Origin of the sequence: Nonomuraea sp. NPDC050153, from assembly GCF_044460125.1 — a bacterium.
Classification (GTDB): Bacteria; Actinomycetota; Actinomycetes; order Streptosporangiales; family Streptosporangiaceae; genus Nonomuraea.
On sequence record NZ_JBITJQ010000003.1, the window covers coordinates 301,679 to 318,020 of the forward strand.

Consider the following 16,342-nt stretch of genomic DNA (forward strand, 5'->3'; position numbering starts at 1 on the left):
TGTATGAACGCCAAGGACATGTGGCCTGACTGGAAGCAGCCGGGCGGACCCGTGGTCGTCCAGGTAGAGGCTGCCGCGATCTCCGAGAGGATCATCGACGCCTTCGCCTCACAGGGCATGGTCGTCGTCTCTGCTGAAGACCTCCGCACCTACTTGGATCGCGGCAAGAACCTCCCCGCTGAAGTCGCAGCGATGAACCGCCTCCGTGCTGCCCTACCCGAAAGGACCACCGATGCCTGACAACGTGACCGTCGTCGTAGACGAGGCAGAGGGCAGCCCGTTCGACCGGATCCGCCGCATAGCCGTGGGTGCCGCTGACGGCTGGACGCTCGGACGCAACGGCCCCTACCGGAATCCAGGGATGACCGGGTCCGACCTCGCACGCGGTCAGGTCCGCGCGGTCCTGCTTCACCTCCTGGAACTCGGCGTCATCCGCATCGACGAGCAGCGGCTCAACGAGATGCGCATGTACAAGCCTTGGAGGGATGAAGATCATGCCTGACGACCTCCGCCACCGCTGCGACAACTGCGAAGGCATCGACCCCGACTCGTGTCTGATGCGAGACCCCAAGGACGACCTCCGCCAGCGCTACGCCGAAGCGATCCTCGCCCGGCTCCGCCAGACCGCCGGCCCCACCCCGTCCGATGATGACCTCGCCGACGCTGTGTTGGCCGTACGGGATAAGGATCTGGAGAGTCTCCGCGCCCTCCTCGCCCGCGTCCGCGACCAGGCTGAGCAGTGGGCGGCAACACCCCCAGGCCGGGACATCGCCACCTACTCCGGCGTAGGCCGAGAACTCCTCAAGGCCCTCGCCGCTCTCAACGACACCGAGGGGCCCGAGCGTGACGGCTGAGAAGGTCATCGAACTCAAACTCCGGCTCACCGAGGAAAAGCTGGGGCGGGAACGGCAGCGCATCGCCCAGGTCCGCGCTGTCTGCTACAAGGCGATGGCCGAGAAGGACGCTCCCGGCATGTGGCTGGTGGCCCAACAAGTCCTCGCCGTACTCGACGACACCGCAGGGGAGGATAGACCTCATGTCGAACCCTGACGGCGTGCTGGACGCCATCGACGCCTGCCTTGACGACTACGCGCTGTCCGAGGACGCGATGCGGTGGGCGCCTGACGAGCCGGTCCCTGCGTCGATGCCGGTTCCTTCGGTGGAGATGTTGACGGCCTTCTCCGCCTTCGCTGAAGGGCTTGCGCGGACGGCGACAGCGCTGGCAGAGGGCATCGGCAACAGCCTCGCTCCGGCCCTGAAAGGCATGCAGACGGCGTTCCACAAGCAGGCCCGCCATGGGGACCGCAAGCACTACCGCCACTGCCCCACTTGTAACCCGGCAGGGTTCGCCAAACCACTACCGATCAACGGGCACGAGTACCATCGCCGCCAGCGCAGGAGAAACCGGCGGTGAACCTCCTCAACCTCGACGCCCCACCGCTGCCGCCGATGCTCTGTCTCGGCGGCAGCGGACGCCTCCTGTGGGACCCGAAGTCCCGCGCTCTCGGGTACGGGCCGGACTGCGCCGAGAAGCTAGGGATCATCCACCCGTCCTCGCCACGCTTCTCCCGGCGGGACGGAGGAGACTGTCCGGGCCAAGTCGACCTGTTGGAGGAGACGCCTTGACGAACCCCACCCCCGGGCTTCCGCTCCACCAGCGGGCCGAGTACGAGCGAGCCCGCCGTGGCCTCACCAAGGAACAACTCGCGAAGAAGACCGGCCTGAGCCGCGTCACCTACGACCGGATCGCCACCCAAGCCAACCCGCCCTACGCCGACACCGTGCGCAAGCTGTGCGAAGCCCTGGGCATTCCTCTGGCTGAAGGACTCCGCCTCGCCGGCGTCGCCCCCGACGCTGCGGCATCACAGCCGACCGTGGAGGCACTGCTGGTGGCCGAGCTCAGCCGCCGCCTCCCCGACGTCGACCAGGACACGCTCGCCCGCGTACTGGAACACACTGCGGACATCCTGCAAGGCGCTGCGGTCGTTCTCGCGGAGACTCCCGAAGGGACAGCACCATGAGCGACGACGCCTTCTGGGCACTGGTCAACGTCGGCGTGCTGGCCTTAAACCTGGTCGGCTACGGGGTGGCGCTTTTGCTCAACGAGAGAGCCAACCGCTGCCAGGCTCGCAGGCTGGAGAATCCGCAGGTGACCAAGATGCGACCTGCGGATTCGTAGCACTAATCTGGACCTTGAACGCGAAAGCGGCCCTCCGCCGTTACCCGGAGAGCCGCCTCGACCCCACTGCCCCTCGCCGACCTCTTGAGCATCAGGTCTTCCCGCAAGAGTACGACCCTCGGGGGAAGGTCAGCACCGTGCCCATCAGTCCTGAATCTTGCTGTGGTCCCTGCAACAACGCGGCTCGGAAAACCATCGCAGCCTACGAGCAGGCCCTCGAAACCCACGTCGTCGAAGTGGACGAGTGGATCGCCGGCGGCCAGCATGGCGCCTGCCCGCCCGCCCCTGAAGAGCCGAGCGTCGATCCCACGCCAGGCGAACCCATCTTCTGCGGACGCTGCAAGGGCCTCATCCGCGCAGCCCTGCTCGATCTCGACGTTCTCGCCTCCGAACTCGCGGCCCGCTCGGACGGGCACCGCGGCAGCATCCAAGAAGGGCGCGTGAGCGGCTCCAGAGGCTCCGCGAGCCCGTCGCCTACCGCCGACGCTCTGGACAAGCTGTACGGCTTCCTCGCGGACGTGGAAGACGAATGGCGGGGCGCCTGCGGGTACGCCCCACGGATCAACCGCACCCACCGCGGCGCCCACCCCCGATCCCGCACGATCGGCTGGCTGTCAGAGCACCTGAACAACCTGCTCGCCGACGAGGACCACATCAAGTCCGGGTTGGACATTCTCCGCTGGGAGACCGTCCTTCGCGCCCTCGCCAAAGAGGAGCCTGTGGGGAGCGTGTCGCCGATCCGCTGCCCTCGATGCGCCACCCTCCGCCAGGTTGTACGCGAGCAGGAGCACCACTGGGCGTGCAGGTCATGCGGCAGGCTCATCCCCGACTGGGAGGAGCGGGAGCTACGGGACAAGCAGGGACGCGAGTTGGAGCACCGAGAGAACGATCTAGTGTCTGGGGCGGTGTGACATGGGAAACTGGACGGACTGTGATTTCCTCTCCTCCCCGTCCGACCGTGGCCGGACATGTGATCCAACGCTCCGACGGCAGCGCCCAAATCGTCCCGTTCTTCCTCCCGCTCGACGTGGCCAAGGAGTCGATGACCATGACCGTTCAGGAATGGCTCGGACTCGAGGGCGACGAGGAGGTCGTGAATGGATGACCTGATCACCTTCCTGAAGGCGCGGCTCGACGAGATCGACCCCAACGACTTCCATGACAGAACGGAATGCGACCTCGGGAAGCTCCAGGTCTTCGGTGATTGCTCCTGCAAGGTCCCTGACCAGGTGCGCCGCTCTGTCGAAGCGGGCCGGAGGCTGGTGGACGAGTACGCTGAAGCGCTCCGCATCCAGGATGGGTTCCGGGAGACAGGCTGGGAAGAAGGGCGCCGGGAGGCGTTGGAGTTGGCCTGCCGCTTGCGCGCCCAGGACTACGCCGACCGTGAAGGTTTCGAAGAGAGGTGGAAGCTTTGATCACCAGAACCGTGAAGGCCGATGCCGCCGACCCCAAACTCGGCATGACTCTTGATGAACTTGCCGCCTACGTGGACGAAGCCCGCAACGCCGAAGTCCCCGGCGGGGCACACCTCCACGTGCGGGTGAACATGCGAGGCGGCATCAAGACCGTAGAGACCAAGCCGTAACCAGGGGCCCGAAACTGTCGGCACGTCATGGCACAATTCCCAGGCGTGTCCAACTTGCGTATCCTGCGAAAATCCTGCGACACTAAGCGTTGATCGTGGTGATTTACGCCCTGAGTCGGCAAGACGCTCGGGGCGTTTTCGCATGTTAGGGGGCACACGCATGCGGGAGTACGCTCAACCGATCACCCTGAAAGCCGCCGCCGAGCATTTCGGACGCTCCTGGACGAGCGTGCGTGACTGGCCGGCCCGCTACAACGCCCGCCGTCTCACAACCCCCCAGGTCCTCGGCAGTCGGCGCGTCTACTACGACCTCGTAGACCTGTCCACGATCGACGCCCACCTGCACATGGGTAAGCGCGTACCGAAGACGCCCGAACTCCGCGACGAGTACCGGGAACGTCTCCGCGCCACCGCCGCATAAAACTTCGTAGACGCTCTCCTCGGTGCTGGGGGAGAGCCGGGCTCTGCTCCCGCGTCCGCCCCCGTGGATGCCCTGCCCAGTGGAGCCCCCCGGGTGGCGGCCTGTCGCTTTGTTCCTTGCGGTTCGAGGGGTTCCGCAGGACTGCCGGGCCAGGCCGCCACCCCCAACGACTCCGGGCGGATGGTTTCAGCCGCACGCCGCACGCTTGCCGTCCGCCCGGCCCCACCTCGAATAGCCGTTCGACTCCCTGGGTAGGCTCGCCCACGTGCAAGACCCTCCCGTGGTACGCCTACCAGGCCACCCAGCGAAAGCCGGCTACCTCCTGGAATGGCGGAAGACGGCCCACGGCGAGTGGGAAGCCCTCGTCGAGTACGTGATCGACGTGCCCGGCTTCAGAGGCAGCCTCGAACCCCACACGTCGTGGATGAGAGCCCACGAGGTAGAGCCGGTCAAGGGTGAGGACTACAGCAACGTGCCACGCACCAGAACCTGACCGGTCCAGAGGAGGCACATCATGACAACAGCCTCCAACGAACCACCGCGTGATAGCCGATGCTGTGATGGGCCCTACTGCCACGGCAAGAAGCGGGACGGGTCGGGAACCTACTGCCACCGCCCGCGCGGCTGGGGTACTCCACATGCCGGTTCGGGCGCGTGCAAGCTTCACGGGGGCTGCTCGGAGACGCACGTTGTGGCCGCTCGGATGGAGCAGGCCAGGCGCGCTGTGTCCACGTACGGGCTGGCTCGCGAGGTGGATCCGGCGGTGGCGCTGCTGGAGGAGGTTCACCGGACGGCCGGCCACGTCGCCTGGTTGCAGCAGAAGGTCAGCGAGACCGAGGCCGATGATCTGGTGTGGGGTCTCGTCGAAGAGGTCGACAAGGGTGCCACCGAGTTTGCGGGCATCGACACGACCAAGGCGGCCCGGCCGAGCGTGTGGCTGGAGTTGTACCGGGCTGAGCGTAAGCACTTGACGGACGTGTGCAAGGCGGCGCTTGCGGCGGGTATCGCGGAGCGGCAGGTGCGTCTCGCTGAGCAGCAGGGCGCGCTCATCGTGGGTGTGATCCAGCGCATCCTTGACGATCTGGCGTTGACGGCAGAGCAGCGGTCGCTGGTGCCGAGCGTGGTCCCTAGACACCTCCGCTCGGTGTCGTAACAGCGAGTGACGCGGGCGGGTTGGTTGTCGGTTGCCCGCCGGTGGGCGAGGTTGACCGGGATCAAGGAGAGTGCAGGTCGGCGCAATACGGTGCTGATCACTGTGTGTAAGGGACGGCGAGCGCCGTACAGGTCCAGGTGGAGGTGACATGGCCATCGTCGAGCAATACCTCGCCCCCGAGGAAGCCGCTTTCCGCACCGGCCTCGCTTTCCCGCAGATGGTCCGCGTCGAAGGCACCAACCAGCCGGTCACCGGCCTCGCCTTCGACGGCGCCGGCACCACATCCGAGTACGCGTTCTGGAAGTTCAGCCCCTTCAAATACGGCTCCGGCAACCTCAGCGTAGACGTCATCTGGTACGCCGCCTCCGGAACATCCGGAACCGTCGACTGGGCTGCCGGAGTCGCCTGCATCACCCCGAACACCGACACCGAGGATGTCCAATCCGCAGGGTTCGGGTCATCGCCCCTCGCCACGGGCACACACCTCGGCACCACTGCCCGCCGCTTGCACAAAACGACGATCACGATCACGGACACCGACAGCATGGCGGCCGGTGACGAGTGCTGGCTCCGTCTGGCCCGCAACCCGTCCACCGACAGCATCACCGCCGACGTGATTGTCACCTCCGTGCGGCTCTCCTACTCCGACACGTAGGAGGCCCTCGTGGCGGTCCGCTTCGACGCCTCTGGCGAGGCATACACTCGGGCGATCAGCCTCGGCGCGACCACGCAATTCAGCATCTCCTGCTGGTTGAAGATCAGCGTCGACCGCAACGCCCTCAGCTCCATCTGGAGCCTCGACAACGGGTTCGCCTCCGGTTACGCCCTCCTCCAGACGGACACCGACGGCACCACTCTGCTGTACAGCGACGGCAGCGCGAACCGCACCCTCGGTTCGCTCACCGTCGGCACGTGGTGCTATGTCGGCATCGCCGTCAACGGCGCGAACGGCACGGCTGTCCTGCAGCGCACCAGCGACGCCACGGCCACGGCAACCACCTGGTCGAACGGTCAGGCGTCCACGAACGCCGACACGCTGCGCATCTGCGCCAGCGTCTTCTCGGGCCAGTTCCTCAACGGCTGCGTCGCAGCGTTCAAGATCTGGACGGGCGCCACCCTGTCTCAGGCGGAGCTCGAGGCCGAGATCTGGGCGTACGTGCCCCGGCGGACCGCGAACGTTAAAAGCTGGTATCCGCTCCTGGCCGCCGAAACGGTCGACTTCAGCGGCAACGCCCAAACCTTGTCGGGCGGCTCGGGCACGACCACCGAGGACGGGCCGCCGATCTCGTGGCGGTCACGCACCCGTACGGTCATCGTCCCGCCTGCGGCAGCGTCCGTCACGGGAGATCTTGCGGCGACTCTTCCGCCGCTGACCGCCAGCGCCACCGGCACGGTCGAAGTCGCCGGCCAACTCGCCGCCGCACTCCCGCCCATCGGAGCCAGCCTCACCGCGGTCGTCGACACCACCGCCGTGCTGGCCGCCACCCTCCCGCCGCTCACCGCAACGCTGAGCGGCGACGTGTCCGTCAACCTCCTCGACGCGACCCTGCCGCCTCTCACGGCATCCCTCACCGCCGACGTCACTGTCGACGGCACCCTCAACGCCCAGCTCCCGGCTCTCACCACCGCCATCGCCGGCGAGGTCGAGATCCCGCCCAACGACATCACCGTCACCTCCAGCGGGCCGGTTCGCGGCTGGGCGGCCGGCTCCCCGGGCGACGACTGGGCCACCGGCGACTCCGCCCGAGCCTGGGCATCGTCCTCAGCCGCCCGCTCGTGGAATGCCGACGGCGCTGCCCGCGCCTGGTCTGCACTGCCGCCCACCAGCTGACGGGAGGTCGCGGCGTGGCTGTCCTGAAGATCCCCAGCATCAGCGTCGAGTACGTCAAAGTCCCGGTCCTCGGCGGCCCGGCCAACCTGGTCACGCTGGATGTCGACATGGCCATCGTGCCCGACGGCCAGGACCCGGCCGGAGGCGACTGGAAAGCAGCCGACTGGATCGGCACCAGCGCCGCGATCCTCATCGGCCCGGCCACGCTTCTGCCGCTGACCAAGGGCACTACGTACGGCATCTGGGTCAAGATCACATCGTCGCCCGAGATCCCCGTCCTCGGCCCCTACCCGCTCCACATCACCTGAGGAGGGCCGGATGGCCACCCGCATCCCTACCGCGAGCCGCAACGCCGCCTGCGACGCGATCGTGGACAAGATCGACGTCGGCTCGACCAACCCGCAAGGCAGGCTGCGCATCTACTCCGGCAGCCAGCCTGCGAGCGCGAACGACGCCGCCTCCGGCACACTGCTGGCCGAGGTGAACCTCGCGAACCCGGCATTCTCAGCCGCATCCACCGGTGTGGCGACGCTGCTCGGCACCCCGCTGTCCACCACTGGCGTCGCGGCGGGTACGGCCGGGTGGTTCCGCATCATCGACCGCAACGAGGCCACCGTCGTGGACGGCTCGGCTGGCACCAGCGGCACGGAGCTGATCTTGAACACGGCCACGATCAGCATCGGGGTGTCCGTCCAGATCACTTCCGGCACCGTCACCATGCCCGCGGGCTGACATCCACAAACAGCAAGGGGAACGCATGGTTGCGGGGCTGCAAGTCACCCAAGCCGAGATCAACGCCGTATCCGGCACCATCGCACGCAGCGTCTTCGCCGCGCTCAGCGACGTGCAGGAGTTCAAAGCGTGGCTGGACTCGGTGTCCGTCACCGACCTGGAGGCGCTCGGATTCTCCACCGCCGACGCCAACACGCTGAAGTCAGCTTTCGCAGACCTCGCCGACCTCGCCGGCGTCTTCCAGAGTGGCGCGGCGGCGCGGACGCTGCCGTACGACTACCGCACCTTCGCCAAGAGGCTGATCGGAGTGGGGGTCTACTAGTGTGGCCACCCCCACGATCATCGAGGTCCTCTCAGACGCCGACAGCGGCGCCACCGCTTCCGTAACCACAGGCGCCGGCACCCAGGCCGGCGATCTCCTGGTCGCCGCGTTCGGGAACAACTACTTCGACGGCGCCGGCATGACCGCCCCGACCGGCACGGCGGGTACCTGGGTGGAGGAGGCGTACGGCGACGCCGGGACGAACACCGCTCACCTGCGCCTCTACACGCGTGAGGTGACCTCTGGCGGCGCGCAGACGGTCACGGTCAGCCCGGTCTCCAGCGAAGAGGTCTACCTCTTCGTGTACGTGCTGCGCGACTGGTCGGCTGTCGACGACGCTCAGTCCAACGCGTCGGCGTCGCAGACCACCAGCCCGGTCGCGCCGTCCGCGACGGCGGTCGGCGCCGATGACCTGCTGCTGTGCTTCTGGCAGACGGGCGCCCCGCACGGCGGCCCGACCTTCACGGCCGCGCCGAGCGGCATGACGAACCTGCTCCAGGTCGCCGACTCAGTCGGCCCCTTCAGCAGGCTCGGCACCGCCCGCCAGGTCCTGGCCGCCTCCGGCGCGACCGGCACCCGCACCGCTACCATCAGCGCCGCCTCGCAGTACGCGTCGGCGTCCATCGTCATCGCCGGCGCGGGCGGCGGCGAAACGATTTCCGGTGACGTCACCGCCGGACTTCCAGCCATCGCCGCCGACGCTGCAGGTGCTGCCACAGTCGAAGGCTCATCGACGGGTACGCTGCCCGCCCTGGCCGCTGGCGCGTCGGGGACCGTCACGGTAGTCGGGACGCCTGCCCCCACTCTGCCGTCTCTCGCCGCGGTGTTCGACGGCGCCGCGGCCGTCGAGGGCAGCATCACCGCAGGCCTGCCGCCGATCCAAGCGTCGCTTGCCGGCGCAGCCGCCGGCGGCGAGCTGGCCGCCACTCTGCCCGGCATCGCCGCCACAGCAAGCGGCACCGCCTACGCTGAAGGCGCGCTCGCCGCGGCCCTCCCGACGCTCGCTGGTGACCTGGCAGGCGCGGCCCAGGTCGACGGATCGATCGACGGGACGCTCCCCGGGCTGGTCGCTGACCTGGCTGCCGCGGCGCTCGTTGCGGGCACGGCAGACGGAACATTTCCACCGCTGGCGGCAGGCTTGTCGGCGGACGTCGAGGTGGCCAGCACCTTCGCCACCACCCTGCCCGCCCTCACTGCTGCCCTGTCGGGAACATCGCAGGCGGACGGCGGAACCCTCTCCGGCGTCCTCCCCTCGCTCACTGCGAGCCTTGCCGGGACGGCAGAGGTCGAGGGCGACACCGTGGCCACCCTGCCACCGCTGTCCGCCGCTCTACAGGGTGCCGCCACGGTCATCGGGACTGCGCAGGGCACCCTGCCCTCGCTCTCCGCGAACCTCACCGGATCGGCGCTCGCCGCTGGCGACATCGCGGCCCTCCTGCCGCCACTCAGCGCTGCGGTACAGGGCGACGCCACAGCGGCCGGCCAGGTACAGGCCTCACTGCCCACGCTTGCGGCCCTGCTGAGCGGCACGGTCACCGAGCAGCCCAGCGGGACCCTGGCGGGCTCTCTACCCGTCTTGGCGGCCGCGTTCAGCGGAACCTCGGACGCGGTTGACGACGTGCTCGGCGTCCTGTCGGTCGGCCCGCCACGGCTCGCCTGGGCGCACGGTCCAGCCGTACTGCGATGGCCCGCAGGGACCGTTGGCATGACCTGGCCCGTCGGCACACCAGACCTGGGGGGAGGCGAGTAGTGCCCTACATGCCCGCCTCATCGCGCGAGACGATCCGCGTGCCTTTCGGGCCTGACGCGGTCGGCATGCCCGTGGAGATCGCCATCGTCCTGGAGAGCCTCGACGAGCCGGCCGATGCCGACTACAAGCCCGCGACCTGGGACGGCGTCAACGCGGCGCTGCTCATCGGCGCGGGGACGAACCTCGTCTTGGCGGCGGGCGAGTACGTAGTGTGGACGCGCCTCACTGCGGGAGATGAGCGGCCGGTGCGCCGGTCGGGTGTGCTGACGGTCGGCACGCCGTGACCGTGATCAGCCCGTGGGAGGTTGCCGCCCGCCACTTCCTTCCGCGCACCAGACGTTGGGCCACGCCGGGCGAGATGGCCCAGGTCCTCGACCCGACGACCGTCCAGACACCCGCCCTCGACGTCATCGACCGCGAACTCGTCGCCCTGGCCGACGGCGACATCGACAGGTTGATGGTGTTCATGAGCCCCCAAGAGGGCAAGTCGGTGCGGGTCAGCCACCGGTTCGTCGAATGGCTCCTCGTCGAAAACCCCGACCTGCGCGTCGCCATCGTGAGCTACGCCGACGAGATGGCCCGCCGGTGGGGATCTGACATCAAGCTCGACTGCCAGACCTTCAACGGCGACGACGACACCGTAGACCTCGGCCTCCGTCTCCGAGCCGACAGCCGGGCCGCCGGCCGGTGGCAGATCGAGGGCCGCAAAGGCGGGGTGTACTGCGTCGGCGTTGCCGGCGCGCTGACCGGCAAGGCCGTCGATGTGCTCGTGATCGACGACCCGTTGAAAGACTTAGAGCAGGCTCAGTCGGCCGCCTACAGGGAGCGGGCGTGGCGGTTCTGGCAGGCGGTCGCCGTTCCCCGCCTGGGGCCCGGCTCCAAGGTGGTGCTCGTCCAGACGCGCTGGCATCAACTAGACCTCGGTGGGCGTCTCCTAGAACAGGATCCCGACCGGTGGCGCGTCGTCTCCATCCCCGCTGTGGCCGAGTCGGACGACGACCCGCTCGGCCGCCGCCCAGGCGAGCCGATGCAGTCCGCCCGCGGCGAGCGCGACTGGGCGAAGATCCGGGCGGACGTCGGCGAGTACGTGTGGGCCAGTCTCTACCAGCAGCGACCCGCACCGGCGGACGGCGGCCTGTTCAAACGGGCTGGCCTGCGGCACTGGACCAAGGGCGCCGATCAGCGTCTCCTCCTGGATGGCCGACTCGTGGACCTCCGCGACTGCTGGAAATTCCTCACCGTCGACCTCGCCGCGTCCATGCGGACGAGCGCCGACTACACCGTAGCCGCCGTGTGGGCGATCAGCGTCGACGGCGACCTGGTGATGCTCGACGGCATCCGAGAACGGATGGACCCGTCCGGGCACTGGCCCGCCGTGCGAGCCCTGCGTGAGCGCTGGTCCGCGGACGTCGTCTTCGTCGAGTCGCGCATGTTCGGCACCACGCTCGTGTACGAGGCGGGCCGGGCGGGCGTGCCGGTGCAAGAGCTGCACGCCGACACTGACAAGCTCACGCGAGCATTGCCAGCCACCGCGCGAGCCGACTCCGGTCGGCTCTGGTTCCCGCCCGCGGATCGTTTCCCGGCCTGGTCTGACTGGCAGGACGAGTTGCTCGCCTTCCCGAATGCGGCACATGACGACGTTGTCGACGTGGTCGCCTATGCCGCCCGAGTGGCCGGGGCGCACTGGCTGCCGTCGGGGACTGCCGACCAGGTGGACGCCCGCCGCGCCGCCCGGCACGACGACGGTCCGATCGGGCAGGCGTACGCGGCGGCGACCGGGGCGAGCGCAGGCGTGGACCTGATGAGCATGAACTACTGAACGGGGACGAGATGGCGGTCCTGCCGGTCACGCTCACCGTGGGTGACACAGCGTACGAACTCGGCACCGTCGAGACGCTCGACGCCGACGACGCCCAGCGGGAGGAGATGTCGCGGTTCCTGCGCGCGGTGGCTGACAACCTGGACGACGGCTACAGCCTTCGCGAGGTGCCGTCCTGATGTGCGTGTGCCCTGGTGACTGCGAGGGCGGCCCCGAGTGCCTCGACGATGAAGGCGGCCCGCTGGATCCGCCGCAAGCGGGCGAGGCGGACGAATTCAAGAAGGGGGTACCTGTCGATGGCGACTAGCGCCCCCACTCGCGACCTCGGCTACCTCGACGCGTCGTTCGGGTTGTGGCTGGGCGAGTGGCTGGAGACCATCCCCGACCTGATCTGGCCCAACAGCGTTCAGACGTACGCCCGCATGCGGCACGATCCGCAGCTCACCGCCGTCCTCGCCGCTTATACGCTCCCGATCAGGCGGGCGGCGTGGGCCGTTGACTCGGCCGGATGTCGCGACGAGGTCGTCCAGACGGTCGCCGACGACCTTGGCCTCCCGATCCTCGGGGCCGACGCCGAGCCCGGCCCAGCGCGACGGCGCGGAGTCCGCTGGGCCGACCACCTCCGGCTGGCACTGCAGTCGCTCACCTACGGGTTCATGCCGTTCGAGCGCCGCTACGAAATCCGCGACGGCCGGGCCCGTCTGGTGAATCTCGGGGAGAGGCTCCCGCACACGATCGGAGAGATCAAACTGCGGCGCGACGGCACCATTGCATCCGTCCATCAGGACCTGGTGCCCGCGTCGCAACCGATCCCCGCCGACCGGCTCGTCTGGTACGTGCGGGAGCGGGAGGGCGCCAACTGGGCAGGCCGCTCCATCCTGCGCTCCTCATACGGTGCTTGGCTGCTCAAGCACGAGGTGTGGAGAGTTCACGCCACGAGCATCAGGCGTTTCGGCATGGGCGTCCCCAACGTCGAAGCTCCCGCTGGTGCGACGCCCGGTCAGGTGGCTGAGGCTCAGCGTTTGGCGTCGGCGATGCGGGTGGGCGACCAGTCCGGGGTGGGCTTGCCCAACGGGTTCAAGCTGAACATCACCGGCATGACCGGGTCGGCTCCCGACGCCATGGGCTTCATCCACTACCTCGACCAGCAGATGTCCCGCAGCGCCCTCGCCGGACTCATGGACCTCGGGGACACCAGCAACGGATCCCGCGCGCTGGGAGAGTCCTTCCTCGACCTTTTCCTCTTGTCATTGCAGGCGGTGGCCGACGAGATCGCCGACACCGCCACCTCGGGCCAGCCTGGCATCCCCGGCATCGTCACACAGCTGGTGGACTACAACTGGGGCGAGGACGAGCCCGCCCCGAGGATCGTCGTTCAGGACGTCGGCTCTCGCCAGGAAGTGACTGCGGAAGCGCTCGAGCAGCTCATGCGGTCGGGCGCGATCAGCCCGGACCCGGAGCTTGAAGCGTACGTCCGGAAAGCCTGGAGACTGCCCGAGCGGGACACGGACGAGCCGCCACCAGCCCGGCCCGACCCGCCAGCGGGGAACGCCCAGACGGCATCTCAGCCCCGCCGACGCAGAACCTCCCGGACGAGGCAGCCTCGGGCCGCGACAGCCGAGGAGGGCGTCACACGGCAGCTCACCCTGGACGAATCCTCCGCGGGCATCGACCCGTCCGCGATCCAGGACGCCTGGCAGTCCGCCCTCGACCAACTCCTCACGCAGTGGGAGAGCGACGTCGCCGAAGCGTGGCGGCGCGACCTCGCCGATCAGATCGAGCGAGCCCTGGAGGACGGCGACCTTGAGGCGCTGGCCACGCTGACCCTCGATAGCGCCGTTGCTGCTTCGATCCTCACCGCCGCCATGGTGGCCCTCGCGACCGCCGCAGGCGTCCAAGCGGCAGCGGAGGCAGACTCGCAGGGCGTTCAGGTAGAGCCGCCTCCCGTGGAGGAGGATGCTCTCGCCGCGGTCGCAGCGGTTGTTGCCGTTCTGCTGGCCGCCTGGCTGGCCGCCGCTGCCGCCCGGGAGGCGCTGCGGCTGGCCGTGCCCGGAGCGACCGCCGCCGCGGTGGCCGCCGCCGTGCTGCTGTACCTCGCCGACCTGTCCGACCGGCACCTGAAAGACCAACTCGGAGCCGCGCTCTCCCAAGCACAAGCCAACGGGCGGTTCGCTGTGTTCCACGCGGCGCCGCCAGCCCGCTTCATCGCGAGCGAAGTCATGGACCTCAGCACGTGTCCCCCATGTGCGGAGATCGACGGCCACGAGTTCGACAACCTCGCCGAAGCCGAAGCCGCGTACGGGACCGGCTCCTACATCGACTGCCAGGGCGGGGTGAGGTGCCGCGGCACCGTGTACGCCCTGTGGACCTGAGGAGACGCGATGGACGACCTTGCGGTGCCAGCCGCGCCGCCGCTGGCCACGGTGCATGGCGTCGAACTCGTCCAGGCTGGCCAGTGGGACATCAGCTCCGGCAGGGTCACGTTCACCCGCGACGACCTCGCCTCCGCGGTCGCCGCGCTCGACTGCCCAGCCGTACGCCGGCCGGTCCTCAAACTCGGGCACGCCGAACCGGACCCGGACGAGCACGGCATGCGGTGGGACGGCGAACCCGCAGTCGGATGGATCAGCGACATGCACCTGGCCGACTCCGGGAACACGATCGTCGGCGACTACACGGGCATGCCCGGCTGGCTCGGCGACGTCCTCCCGTCCGCCTACCCCGACCGGTCGATCGAGGGGTATTTCGACTGGCGGTGCCAGCTCGGCCACACCCACCCGTTCGTGATCACAGCGGTGGCGCTGCTCGGTGTCGTCCCGCCAGGCGTCGGCACGCTCAAGTCGCTGCAGGACGTGGCCGCCCTCTACCAGGTGGCCGCGAGCCCCGACCAGCCGTCCGGCCTGCCGGTGGCCGTCACCATCCACGCCAGCAAAGGAGCAGGCATGCCCAACCCGTCGCCGCCGCAGGTGGCCGCCGGAGTCTCCAGCGAGGACGTGCGGCGCACCTACTACGAGCACGCCCCATGGCAGGAGTGGATCTGCGAGATCCAACTCTCCCCCCTGCAGTTGATCGTCGTAGACGATACGAGCGGCACCTACTACCGGGTGCCCGTCGAGGTCACCGGCGAAGACACGTTCACGTTCGGCGACAAGACCGCGGTCAGGGTCCGCTACGAGGACGTGCCCGCCGAACCGGTGGCCGCGTCCGCGCCGATCGTGTACGCCTCCCGCGCCGAATCCCGGCCCACACCCGTGCAGGCAGCAGTGTCGGACACGCCGTGGAGCGACTACAGCCAGGCCGACTACGACATCGACCAGTGGCATCGCGCCTGCCTCATCCACACCCACGACGGCGACCCGCAGTCGAAGAGCGACTGCAAACTGCCGGTGCTGGAGCCGGACGGCACCCTCAACCGCAACGCCGTCCACGCCGCAGCGGCCCGCATCAACCAAGTGGACGCCCCAGCAGACGACATACAGAAAGCCGCCCGGAAGCTGGTGGCCCTCTACCGCGGCGACCTCGACGAGGACCCGCCCGAGTCGCTGCTGGAACTCGCAGGCGAAACCGCCGCAACCGCCGCGCCTGTCGCGGCCTCCCAAACTCCCCCGGTCGAGCCGGCCGCGGGGCCCACCCCACCAACCGAAGGAGCGACTATGGCTCTGGACGAGGGCCTGCGTGAGCGGCTCGGCATCGACGCCGACGCCGACGACGAGGCCATCCTCGCAGCCGTTGACGACCTGCTCGACAAGGCGACCGCGCCGCCGCTCGAGCCCACCCCGCAGGCGGAGCCTGTCGCCGCGGCGCTGCCGCCTGGCACCGTCGCCGTGGACGAGGCAGTCCTCGCCGACCTGCGCGAGAAGGCCGAGCAGGGCGTTGCCGCCCGTGCCCGCCAGCTCATCGAGGACCGCGACCGCGCCATTGAAGACGCCATCCAGGCAGGTAAGACGCTGCCCGCGCGCCGCGACCACTGGAAGCAGGCGTGGGCAGCCGACGCTGAGGGCACCAGGCAGGCGCTCGCGTCTCTCCCGGCCGGGCTGGTCCCGCTCGAGGACTTGGGCGAGCCTGGCGGCGAGCCCGCCGACACCGACTCCGAGTTCGACAGCCTCTTCTCCCGGAAGGCGGTCTAGGTCATGGCCGACTACACGCCCGTCTACTACGGCGGCACCGAGCCGTTCAGCATGACCGCGTCCGCGACCATCACCGGCGGCCAGGTCGTCATCGCCTCAGGCGTCGGCACCGTCGCCCCGTCCGCGGGCGCTTCCGGCGCGTTCGTGGGAGTCGCCGCCCACGACGCCGCCTCGGGAGCCCGCGTCACCGTGTGGCCGATCTCCGGCGTCGTCCACGAAACCACCACGCCGGCCGGGGTTACCGCTGGCGCTGCGCTCGCCTCCTCCACCGGGGGTGGCGTCGACTCTGGCACGCTCGGCACGCTCGCCGCGGCAGGCCACCTGATTGGCACCGCCATCAGCACTGCGGCGCTGGGCGCAAAGGTCCGCTGGGTCGGCCGCTGATGTCGCTCTTGCCTGTCAGTCCGCTCGACGCAGCGACAA

Annotated in this window: 27 protein-coding genes; all 27 read left to right on the forward strand. The window is 69.0% G+C overall.

Features of this window, described 5'->3' with window-relative positions; genetic code table 11:
- The first annotated feature begins 3 nt into the window (after positions 1-3).
- The 27 genes from ACIBQ1_RS09730 to ACIBQ1_RS09860 all read left to right on the forward strand — a co-directional run bounded on the left by ACIBQ1_RS09730 (position 4) and on the right by ACIBQ1_RS09860 (position 16,303).
- Positions 4-240 (forward strand): hypothetical protein, encoded by a 237-nt coding sequence (locus ACIBQ1_RS09730; RefSeq protein WP_397276013.1) that lies wholly within the window; start codon positions 4-6, stop codon positions 238-240.
- Positions 233-502: a hypothetical protein gene (locus tag ACIBQ1_RS09735; protein ID WP_397276014.1), complete on the forward strand. Its 270-nt coding sequence runs from the start codon at positions 233-235 to the stop codon at positions 500-502. The genes ACIBQ1_RS09730 and ACIBQ1_RS09735 overlap by 8 nt, the downstream gene beginning before the upstream one ends.
- Complete coding sequence (locus ACIBQ1_RS09740) at positions 495-854, forward strand: hypothetical protein (RefSeq protein WP_397276016.1); 360 nt, start codon at positions 495-497, stop codon at positions 852-854. Before ACIBQ1_RS09735 ends, ACIBQ1_RS09740 begins: the two co-directional genes overlap by 8 nt.
- Positions 844-1,050 (forward strand): hypothetical protein, encoded by a 207-nt coding sequence (locus ACIBQ1_RS09745; protein ID WP_397276018.1) that lies wholly within the window; start codon positions 844-846, stop codon positions 1,048-1,050. Before ACIBQ1_RS09740 ends, ACIBQ1_RS09745 begins: the two co-directional genes overlap by 11 nt.
- Positions 1,037-1,414, forward strand: coding sequence for a hypothetical protein (locus tag ACIBQ1_RS09750; protein ID WP_397276019.1), 378 nt, complete (start codon positions 1,037-1,039; stop codon positions 1,412-1,414). Before ACIBQ1_RS09745 ends, ACIBQ1_RS09750 begins: the two co-directional genes overlap by 14 nt.
- Before the next feature lie 35 nt (positions 1,415-1,449).
- The gene (locus ACIBQ1_RS09755; protein WP_397276746.1) at positions 1,450-1,626 is read left to right on the forward strand and encodes a DUF6011 domain-containing protein; all 177 of its coding nucleotides are present in this window, start codon (positions 1,450-1,452) and stop codon (positions 1,624-1,626) included.
- Entirely contained in the window at positions 1,623-2,021 is a 399-nt protein-coding gene (locus ACIBQ1_RS09760) for a helix-turn-helix domain-containing protein (protein ID WP_397276021.1), read from the forward strand. Before ACIBQ1_RS09755 ends, ACIBQ1_RS09760 begins: the two co-directional genes overlap by 4 nt.
- A complete protein-coding gene (locus ACIBQ1_RS09765; protein WP_397276023.1) occupies positions 2,018-2,179 on the forward strand; it encodes a hypothetical protein in 162 nt (53 codons plus the stop codon). The genes ACIBQ1_RS09760 and ACIBQ1_RS09765 overlap by 4 nt, the downstream gene beginning before the upstream one ends.
- A gap of 137 nt (positions 2,180-2,316) precedes the next feature.
- Positions 2,317-3,090 carry a hypothetical protein gene (locus ACIBQ1_RS09770; RefSeq protein ID WP_397276025.1) on the forward strand — a complete coding sequence of 258 codons (774 nt, stop codon included), beginning with the start codon at positions 2,317-2,319 and terminating at the stop codon, positions 3,088-3,090.
- Positions 3,091-3,149: 59 nt separating this feature from the next.
- A complete protein-coding gene (locus ACIBQ1_RS09775; protein ID WP_397276027.1) occupies positions 3,150-3,284 on the forward strand; it encodes a hypothetical protein in 135 nt (44 codons plus the stop codon).
- The gene (locus ACIBQ1_RS09780) at positions 3,277-3,594 is read left to right on the forward strand and encodes a DUF6221 family protein (RefSeq protein WP_397276028.1); all 318 of its coding nucleotides are present in this window, start codon (positions 3,277-3,279) and stop codon (positions 3,592-3,594) included. The genes ACIBQ1_RS09775 and ACIBQ1_RS09780 overlap by 8 nt, the downstream gene beginning before the upstream one ends.
- A complete protein-coding gene (locus ACIBQ1_RS09785; protein ID WP_397276030.1) occupies positions 3,591-3,764 on the forward strand; it encodes a hypothetical protein in 174 nt (57 codons plus the stop codon). Before ACIBQ1_RS09780 ends, ACIBQ1_RS09785 begins: the two co-directional genes overlap by 4 nt.
- 160 nt (positions 3,765-3,924) lie before the next feature.
- Positions 3,925-4,185 carry a hypothetical protein gene (locus ACIBQ1_RS09790; protein ID WP_397276032.1) on the forward strand — a complete coding sequence of 87 codons (261 nt, stop codon included), beginning with the start codon at positions 3,925-3,927 and terminating at the stop codon, positions 4,183-4,185.
- A gap of 265 nt (positions 4,186-4,450) precedes the next feature.
- On the forward strand, positions 4,451-4,678 hold the full coding sequence (locus ACIBQ1_RS09795) for a hypothetical protein (RefSeq protein WP_397276033.1): 228 nt from the start codon (positions 4,451-4,453) through the stop codon (positions 4,676-4,678).
- A gap of 270 nt (positions 4,679-4,948) precedes the next feature.
- Positions 4,949-5,338 carry a hypothetical protein gene (locus ACIBQ1_RS09800; protein ID WP_397276034.1) on the forward strand — a complete coding sequence of 130 codons (390 nt, stop codon included), beginning with the start codon at positions 4,949-4,951 and terminating at the stop codon, positions 5,336-5,338.
- Between the two features lie 148 nt (positions 5,339-5,486).
- The gene (locus ACIBQ1_RS09805) at positions 5,487-5,993 is read left to right on the forward strand and encodes a hypothetical protein (protein WP_397276036.1); all 507 of its coding nucleotides are present in this window, start codon (positions 5,487-5,489) and stop codon (positions 5,991-5,993) included.
- A gap of 9 nt (positions 5,994-6,002) precedes the next feature.
- Positions 6,003-7,169 (forward strand): hypothetical protein, encoded by a 1,167-nt coding sequence (locus ACIBQ1_RS09810; protein WP_397276038.1) that lies wholly within the window; start codon positions 6,003-6,005, stop codon positions 7,167-7,169.
- 14 nt (positions 7,170-7,183) lie between these two features.
- On the forward strand, positions 7,184-7,477 hold the full coding sequence (locus ACIBQ1_RS09815) for a hypothetical protein (protein WP_397276040.1): 294 nt from the start codon (positions 7,184-7,186) through the stop codon (positions 7,475-7,477).
- Between the two features lie 10 nt (positions 7,478-7,487).
- Positions 7,488-7,901, forward strand: a complete 414-nt coding sequence (locus tag ACIBQ1_RS09820; protein ID WP_397276041.1) for a hypothetical protein — start codon at positions 7,488-7,490, stop codon at positions 7,899-7,901.
- 25 nt (positions 7,902-7,926) lie between these two features.
- A complete protein-coding gene (locus tag ACIBQ1_RS09825) occupies positions 7,927-8,223 on the forward strand; it encodes a hypothetical protein (protein WP_397276043.1) in 297 nt (98 codons plus the stop codon).
- A 1-nt stretch (position 8,224) separates the two neighbouring features.
- A complete protein-coding gene (locus ACIBQ1_RS09830; protein WP_397276045.1) occupies positions 8,225-9,973 on the forward strand; it encodes a hypothetical protein in 1,749 nt (582 codons plus the stop codon).
- Between the two features lie 8 nt (positions 9,974-9,981).
- The gene (locus tag ACIBQ1_RS09835) at positions 9,982-10,257 is read left to right on the forward strand and encodes a hypothetical protein (RefSeq protein WP_397276046.1); all 276 of its coding nucleotides are present in this window, start codon (positions 9,982-9,984) and stop codon (positions 10,255-10,257) included.
- Entirely contained in the window at positions 10,254-11,792 is a 1,539-nt protein-coding gene (gene terL, locus ACIBQ1_RS09840; RefSeq protein WP_397276048.1) for a phage terminase large subunit, read from the forward strand. Before ACIBQ1_RS09835 ends, terL begins: the two co-directional genes overlap by 4 nt.
- 11 nt (positions 11,793-11,803) lie before the next feature.
- Entirely contained in the window at positions 11,804-11,971 is a 168-nt protein-coding gene (locus tag ACIBQ1_RS09845) for a hypothetical protein (RefSeq protein ID WP_397276049.1), read from the forward strand.
- A gap of 117 nt (positions 11,972-12,088) precedes the next feature.
- Positions 12,089-14,164 carry a hypothetical protein gene (locus ACIBQ1_RS09850; protein ID WP_397276051.1) on the forward strand — a complete coding sequence of 692 codons (2,076 nt, stop codon included), beginning with the start codon at positions 12,089-12,091 and terminating at the stop codon, positions 14,162-14,164.
- 9 nt (positions 14,165-14,173) lie between these two features.
- A complete protein-coding gene (locus ACIBQ1_RS09855) occupies positions 14,174-15,919 on the forward strand; it encodes a phage protease (RefSeq protein WP_397276053.1) in 1,746 nt (581 codons plus the stop codon).
- A 3-nt stretch (positions 15,920-15,922) separates the two neighbouring features.
- Positions 15,923-16,303 (forward strand): capsid cement protein, encoded by a 381-nt coding sequence (locus tag ACIBQ1_RS09860; RefSeq protein WP_397276054.1) that lies wholly within the window; start codon positions 15,923-15,925, stop codon positions 16,301-16,303.
- The last annotated feature ends 39 nt before the right edge of the window (positions 16,304-16,342 follow it).